The organism is Streptomyces sp. JW3 (assembly GCF_052216785.1).
In the GTDB taxonomy this organism is placed as follows: domain Bacteria; phylum Actinomycetota; class Actinomycetes; order Streptomycetales; family Streptomycetaceae; genus Streptomyces.
In genome coordinates this window covers 1-7,195 of sequence record NZ_JBQOUX010000193.1, presented here as the reverse complement: position 1 = coordinate 7,195, position 7,195 = coordinate 1, and the positions used below count along the sequence as shown (strand labels likewise).

Annotated in this window: 3 protein-coding genes; all 3 read left to right on the top strand. The window is 73.4% G+C overall.

The window, feature by feature from the left end:
• The first annotated feature begins 4 nt into the window (after positions 1 to 4).
• From ACTT8P_RS37635 to ACTT8P_RS37625, 3 genes are read left to right on the top strand one after another with little or no spacing between them, the layout of a single operon-like run.
• Positions 5 to 4,660, top strand: coding sequence for an alpha/beta fold hydrolase (locus ACTT8P_RS37635; protein WP_442836296.1), 4,656 nt, complete (start codon positions 5 to 7; stop codon positions 4,658 to 4,660).
• Positions 4,661 to 4,665: 5 nt separating this feature from the next.
• A complete protein-coding gene (locus ACTT8P_RS37630; protein WP_442836295.1) occupies positions 4,666 to 5,880 on the top strand; it encodes a cytochrome P450 in 1,215 nt (404 codons plus the stop codon).
• Between the two features lie 22 nt (positions 5,881 to 5,902).
• Positions 5,903 to 7,090: a cytochrome P450 gene (locus ACTT8P_RS37625; RefSeq protein WP_442836294.1), complete on the top strand. Its 1,188-nt coding sequence runs from the start codon at positions 5,903 to 5,905 to the stop codon at positions 7,088 to 7,090.
• Positions 7,091 to 7,195 lie beyond the last annotated feature (105 nt).

Here is a 7,195-nt window from a genome sequence, read left to right as displayed (position 1 = left end):
GTCGGTGCTGGATGTGACCGTGACGCTCGCTCATGGTGGCACGCTGGCGATCGCGACGGCCGAGGAGCGTAGGGACGGGCAGGTGTTGGCGGGGATGATCCGTGACGCTGGGGTGACGGTGGCCAGTGTGGTGCCGTCTCTGCTGGGGGTCCTGGACCCGCAGTCGGTGCCGGGCGTCAAGAACTGGGTGCTGGGTGCCGAGCGGCTCAACGCGGACCTCGCGGCGCGCTGGCGGGCGCAGGCAGGCGTATGCAACACGTACGGTCCGACCGAGGCCACGGTGATGGCTACGGCCGTGGAGATCGCGGAGGGCGTCACGCCCGAGGACGCGCCGCCGGCCATCGGCCGTCCCCTGCCCAACTGCCGTGTCTTCGTGCTGGACGAGTTCCTGCGGCCGGCGCCGGTCGGTGCGGTCGGTGAGGTGTATCTGGCCGGTCCCGGTCTGGCCCGTGGCTATCTGGGCCGCGCGGACCTGACCGCCGAGCGGTTCGTGGCCTGCCCCTTCCTGCCCGGACAGCGGATGTACCGGACCGGCGACCTGGCGCGGTGGTCGGACGACGGGCTGCTGCACTTCGCGGGCCGCGCCGACGAGCAGGTCAAGATCCGCGGCTTCCGGATCGAACTCGGTGAGGTCGAGTCCGTCGTCGCCGCCCACCCCGATGTCGCCCAGGCCGCGGTCGTCGTGCGTGAGGACCGGCCCGGTGATCCCCGGATCGTCGCCTACACCGTTCCCGCCGCCGCCTCCGACGGGCTGGACACCGGTGCGCTGCGGGCCTTCGCCGCCGAGCGGCTGCCCGAGTACATGGTCCCGGCCACCATGATGGTCCTGGACGAACTGCCGCTCACCCCCAACGGGAAGCTGCACAAGTCCGCCCTGCCCGCGCCGGACTACGCCGACCTGGTCTCGGCGAAGGCGGCGCAGGGAGAGCTCCAGGAGACACTGTGCGCGCTGTTCGCCGAGGTGCTCGGCCTGGCCCGGGTCGGCCCCGACGACAACTTCTTCGACCTGGGCGGCAACTCGGCCCTGGCGATGCGGCTCGCGGGACGCATCCGTACCGAGCTGGGCGCCGAGCTGAGCATCCGGCACTTCTTCGGCTCCGCCACACCGGTCGGCGTGGAACGGCTGCTGGGCGCCAAGCTGCGCCCGCCGCTGCGGGCGGTGCGGCAGCGGCCCGAAGAGATCCCCGCCTCCGTGCGCCAGCAGCGGATCTGGGCCGCCGAACAGCAGCCCGGCCGCAGCCCGGCCGGTCGGCTCCCCGCCGCTCTGCGGCTCGACGGCGAACTGGACATCCCCGCGCTGCGGGCGGCCCTCGGCGACCTCGTGGACCGGCACGAGCTGCTGCGCACGCGGTTCGGGGAGACCGCGGACGGACGGCTCGTCCAGCGGGTGTCCGAGGCCGGCGACGCGACCGTCGTCCCCGAGCTGACGGTGGTGCCGACCAGCGCGGCGGACCTCCTCGGCCAGCTGGAAGCGCGTACGCGGCGGGCCTTCGACCTGAACCGCGAGACACCTTGGGCGCCGTATCTGCTGACGCTGTCCGAGACCGAGCACGTGCTGCTTCTGGTGGTCCATCCGATCGCCGCGGACGAGTCCTCGGTCAACCTGATCGTCCGCGACCTGGCGGCCGCCTACGGAGCGCGGCGCGAGGGGCGGGTCTCCGAACGGGCGCCCCTGCCCGTGCAGTTCGCCGACTACGCCCTGTGGGAGAAGGAACTGCTCAAGGGCGAGGAGAAAGCGGACAGCCTGGTCGCCGACCAACTGGAGTACTGGAAGGCCACCTGGGCCGACGCGCCCCCGCACACCCCGCTGCCCACGGACCGGCGACGCCCGCCGCAGCCGGCCTGGAACACCGCCTCCCTGCCGGTGCGCATCCCGGCACAGACCCACGCCAAGCTCATGGACGCGGCCGAGGCCGCCGACGCGACCTCCTTCACGGCCGTGCACGCCGCACTGGCCCTGCTGCTGTCCCGCCTGGCCGCCGGCACCGACCTCGTGATCGGCACCGTGCTGCCCAGGCCGGACGGGGAGGAGAGCCTGGAGGGCGTGGTGGGACCGCTGTCCGGCCTGCTCTCGCTGCGCCTGGACACCTTCGGCAACCCCACCTTCCTCGGACTGGTCGAACGGGCCCGCGAGGTGTACCAGGAGGCCCTCCAGAACCAGGACGTGCCCTTCGAGCGGCTGGTGGAACTGGTGGCCCCGGAGACCTCCGCGGACCACCACCCGGTGTTCCAGGTACTGCTCGACGTCCGCGACGACATCGCCGAGAAGTGGGAGGACGCGGACCTGCCGGGACTGGCGACCACCCGGCTGGCCCTGCCGCCGACCGCCTCCGCGCTCGACCTGCGGCTCACCCTCACCGAGAGTTTCGAGGACTACGGCGACCCGGACGGCATCGTGGGCACCCTCGACTACGCCACCGAGCTGTTCGACGAGTCCACCGCCGCCGCGTTGGCCCGCCGGCTGGTGCGGGTGCTGGAACAGGTCGCGGACGACCCCGAACTCCGGGTCGGCCAGATCGAGGTGCTGCTCGACGAGGCCGAACTGCGACAGGCGGTCGGGGCCGGGCAGGAGGCGCCCGATCCGTCTCCCGAGCGCACCCTGGTCGAGTTGCTGGCCGAACGGGCCGCGCTGACCCCGGAGGCCGTCGCCGTGTCCGACGAGCGGACCTCGGTCACCTTCGGCGGCCTGGACGTGGCGGCCGACACGCTGGCACGCCGGCTGGCGGCGCGCGGCGTGGGCCAGGAGGACACCGTCGCGATCGCGCTGCCGGCCGGGACGGACCTGGTCACCGCGCTGCTCGGCGTACTCAAGTCGGGTGCGGCTTGCTGGGTCACCGAGGACGGCCGGACACCGGCCGACCCGCTCGCGGCACCCGGCGGCGGACGGCTCGCGGCCGTCGTCGGCGGTACGGAGGCCACCGGGGATGCCGGGGCCACCGGGGATGCCGGACATGGGGGGCGCGTCGAAGGCGCCCGCCTGTGGGTGCCGGTCGACGCGCCGGCCACCGAGGCTGCGCCCGGCGGCCCTCCGCCGACCCCGCCGCTGCCCGCCCACGCGGCCCTGATCCTCCCCGCCACGGCGACGGACACGGCGGCGGACACGGCGACGGACACGGAGACGGACACGGCGACGGACACCGGGGGAGGAGTCGTCATCGAGCACCGTGCGCTGGCCGGCCGGGTCGCCGACCGGCTGCGGGACGGCCTCCCGCCGGGCACGGAGACCACCGAGACCCGGCTGGACACCCGGATGCCCGTCACCGAGCTGCTCGTCCCGCTGCTCACCGCGCTCGGCGCGGGGGACCGGGTCCGGCTGGGCGTGCCTAGCGACGACGGCGCGGCGGCGCCGGTGACGGCCGACCGCCTGATCACCACGCGGGCGTTGCTGCCGACCGTGCCGTACCCGCCCGCCGCCGAGGTGGTCCTGCTCGGCGACGGGGGACCGGAGCCGGCCGCCGGCGCCGGGGAGTGGCGGGCCGGCCGGCCGCGGCCGGCGCTGGTCGGCGCCCGGAGCGCGGCGGAGACCGGCGGCGCCTGGCTGGCCCACCGCACCGCCCCCGACGAGGCCCTCCCGGCGACGCCCGACAGCGGCGTCCCGGTCGGCGGAGCCCGCGCCTACCTGCTGGACTACTTCCTGTGCCCGGTCCCCCCGGGCGTCCCCGGCGAGGTGTACGTCGCCGGGAACGGACTCGCCCGCGGCTACGCCGACGCTCCGGGCGCGACCGGCAGCCGTTTCGTGGCGAACCCCGTCGGCGGCAGCGGCGAGCGGATGTTCCGCACCGGCCGGTGGGCGCGGCGGGACGCCGCCGGACGGCTGCACCTCCAGGCCGGCGCTCCCGGCCGGCGGCTGCGCGACGGCGTGCTGCGCCGCACCGTGCGCAACTCCGAGGACCTCGGGGTGCTGCTGCCGCTGCGCCCCGAGGGCGGCCGCCGCCCCCTGTTCTGCGTGCACCACGGCACGGGCCTGAGCTGGAGCTACGCCACCCTGCTGCCGTATCTCCCGGCGGACCTGCCGGTCTACGGGGTGCAGGCGCGCGGGCTCGGCGGTCCCGAGCCGCTGCCCCGGACCATCGACGAGATGGCCACCGACTACATCGAGCAGATCCGCAGCGTGCAGCCGCAGGGCCCCTACCGGCTGCTCGGCTGGTCGCTCGGCGGAGTGGTCGCCCAGGCCATCGCCTGCCGGCTCCAGGACGCGGGCCAGCAGGTCGACCTGCTGGCGCTGCTCGACGCCTACCCGCTGCGCGACGTCGGCGAGATCGCCACCGGGGACGAGTCCGTGCTCGGACCCGACGACGGCCGGGCGACCTGGGGCGAGAACGAGGCCGGGAAGGACGGCCGGGCCATGGAGGTGCGCGGGCCGCTGCTGGAGAACATGCGGGAGGTCATCAAGAACACCGTCGGTCTCATCCGGGACCACCGGCCGGCCGTCTTCCGGGGCGACCTGCTGGTGTTCGTGGCGACCGAACGCAGGACCGAGACACTGCTGGCGACCGAGGCGATCGCGAGCTGGCGGCCGTACGTCGCCGGCGACATCGAGACGCACGAGGTCACCGCCGCCCACGAGGACATGCTCGAACCGGCGCACCGGCCCGTCATCGGCCGCGTCCTCGACCACAAGATCCGCACCGCGACGACGCGCGCACGAAAGGGCCAGTGAAGGACATGACCAGGGACACCGGTGAGGTCAGGGGCAAGAAGCGCGACCAGAAGGCCGACATCATCCCCAACCACCTGCGGGAGGGCATGGACCCGCCGCCCGGTCTCGGCCGGATGAGCACCGAGACACCGCTGGTGGCTCAGACCGGGCCGGGCCTGATCAGCTGGGTCGCCACCGGCCGCGAGGAGGTACGGACGATCCTCGGCGACGCGGAGCGGTTCAGCACCCGGCCGCCCGCCGACACCGAGGAGGAGTCCCGGCAGATCACCCAGATCGGCAACCCGCTGATGTACGACCCGCCGGAACACACCCGGCTGCGGAAGCTGCTGGCACCGGAGTTCACACTGCGCCGCATGCGCCGGATCGAACCGCAGGTCGAGCGGATCATCGAGGACCGGCTGGACGTCATGGAACGGGCCGGCCGGCCGGCCGACTTCATGCGGCACTTCGCCTGGCCCATTCCCGGCCTGGTCGGCTGCACCCTGCTTGGCATCCCCCGCGACGACCAGGCGGAACTGGCCCGGCACCTCGACCTCAGCCGGCGCGACAACCGGGGCTGGCAGGCCCGCCGCACCTCGGCCAAGACCTTCGACAACTACCTGGCCCGGTACGTCGCCGACCGCCGCCGCGCCCCCGCCGACGACCTGGTGAGCATGCTCGTCAAGGAACACGGGGCGGACGTCTCCGACAAGGAACTGGTCGGCCTGGCCGCCTCCGTCATGGCCGCCGGCATCGAGAACATGGTCGGCATGCTCGGCCTGGGCCTGCTGGCCCTGCTCGACCACCCCGACCAGCTCGCCCTGCTGCGTGAACGGCCCGAACTGATGGGCCAGGCGGTCGAGGAACTCCTGCGGTACGTCACCGTCGTCGCGGTCGCCTCGCCGCGCACCGCCCTGACCGAGGTGACCGTCGGCGACCACGTGATCGAACCCGGCCAGATCGTGTCCTGCTCACTGCTCGCGGTCAACCGTGCCCAGCCGCCCGGCGCACCCCAGGACCGCCTGGACATCCTGCGCGAGGGCACCACGCACGTGGCCTTCGGGCACGGCATCCACTACTGCGCGGGCGCGGCCCTGGCCCGTATGGAGCTGCGCATCGCCTTCGCGGGTGTGCTGCGCCGCTTCCCCGCGCTGCGGCTCGCCGTACCGCGCGACGAACTGCGTTTCCGTCCGCCGTGGCTGGCCACCTTCGGCATCGAGCACCTGCCCGTCTCCTGGTAGCCACCGCACCGAAAGGCCCGTCATGCCCAAGCCGCCGGACCTCCCGCCGCACCTGCGCCGCGACGGTCTCGACCCGTTGCCCGAGCTGAGCCGGATGAGCAACGAGACACCCGTGTGCCCCGACCCCGGAGCCGCCGACTGGCTGGCCACCGGACGCGCCGAGGCACGGGCGATCCTGGGGGACGCGGACCGGTTCACCGCCAAGCCGCCCGATCTCGAACGGGCGATTTCCCGCGGCGCCAGGGAAGAAGGGAATCTGCTGCATTACGATCCCCCGGAGCACACCCGGTTGCGTAAATTGATCGCGCCGGAATTCACGCTGCGCCGCATGCGCAGAATGGAACCCATCGTCGAACAGATCGTGGCCGAACGGCTGGACGTACTGGCCGCGGCCGGGTCGCCGGCCGATCTCATGCGCCATTTCGGCTGGCCGGTCCCCGGACTCGTCATCTGCGCACTGCTCGGAATTCCCCGCGACGACCTGGCCGACCTGGGCAGAATGCTCGATGTGCGGGCGCCCAGCCGTATGGACGCGCATTCCACCGGGCGGACCCGTAAACGCGTCGCGGCGCAGAAGGCGTTCGCCTCGTACATGAGCAGAATCGTCGCGCAGAAGCGCCGGGACCCCGGTGAGGACATGCTCGGCATGCTGATCCGGGAGCACGGGGACGACGTCACCGACGCGGAACTGGCCGGGGTCTGCGCCTCGTTCATGGCGGCCGGTCTGGAGGGCTCGGCGCAGATGCTGGGACTCGGACTCCTCGCCCTCCTCCAGCACCCCGGCCAGCTCGCCCTGCTGCGCGCCGACCCCGCGCTGCTGCCGCGGGCGGTGGAGGAACTGCTGCGGTACGTGTCGGTGGTCTCCACGGCCTCGCCACGCACCGCGCTGACGGACGTGACCGTCGGCGGGGAGCTGATCAAGAAGGGGCAGGTCGTCTCCTGCTCGCTGCTCGCGGTCAACCGCACCCGGCCGGCCGGTCTGCCGCCGGACCGCCTGGACATCACCCGCGAGGACACCGGCCACGTGGCCTTCGGACACGGCATCCACTACTGCGTCGGGGCCGCCCTCGCCCGCGCCCAGCTGCGGCTGAGCTTCGCGGCGCTGCTGTCCCGCTTCCCCGGCCTGCGGCTCGCCGTGCCCGTCGACGACCTGCGGTTCCGCCAGTTCGCCGTGCAGTACGGGGTGGAGGAACTGCCCGTCGCCTGGTGACGGTTCCCCGGTTCCTCCCACGCCAGTAAGAGGTCGTCTCATTTGGTGAGTCGGCGGTAGCAGATGAGGGTGCAGGCGATGCTGGTGAAGGCTAGGAAGTGCTCG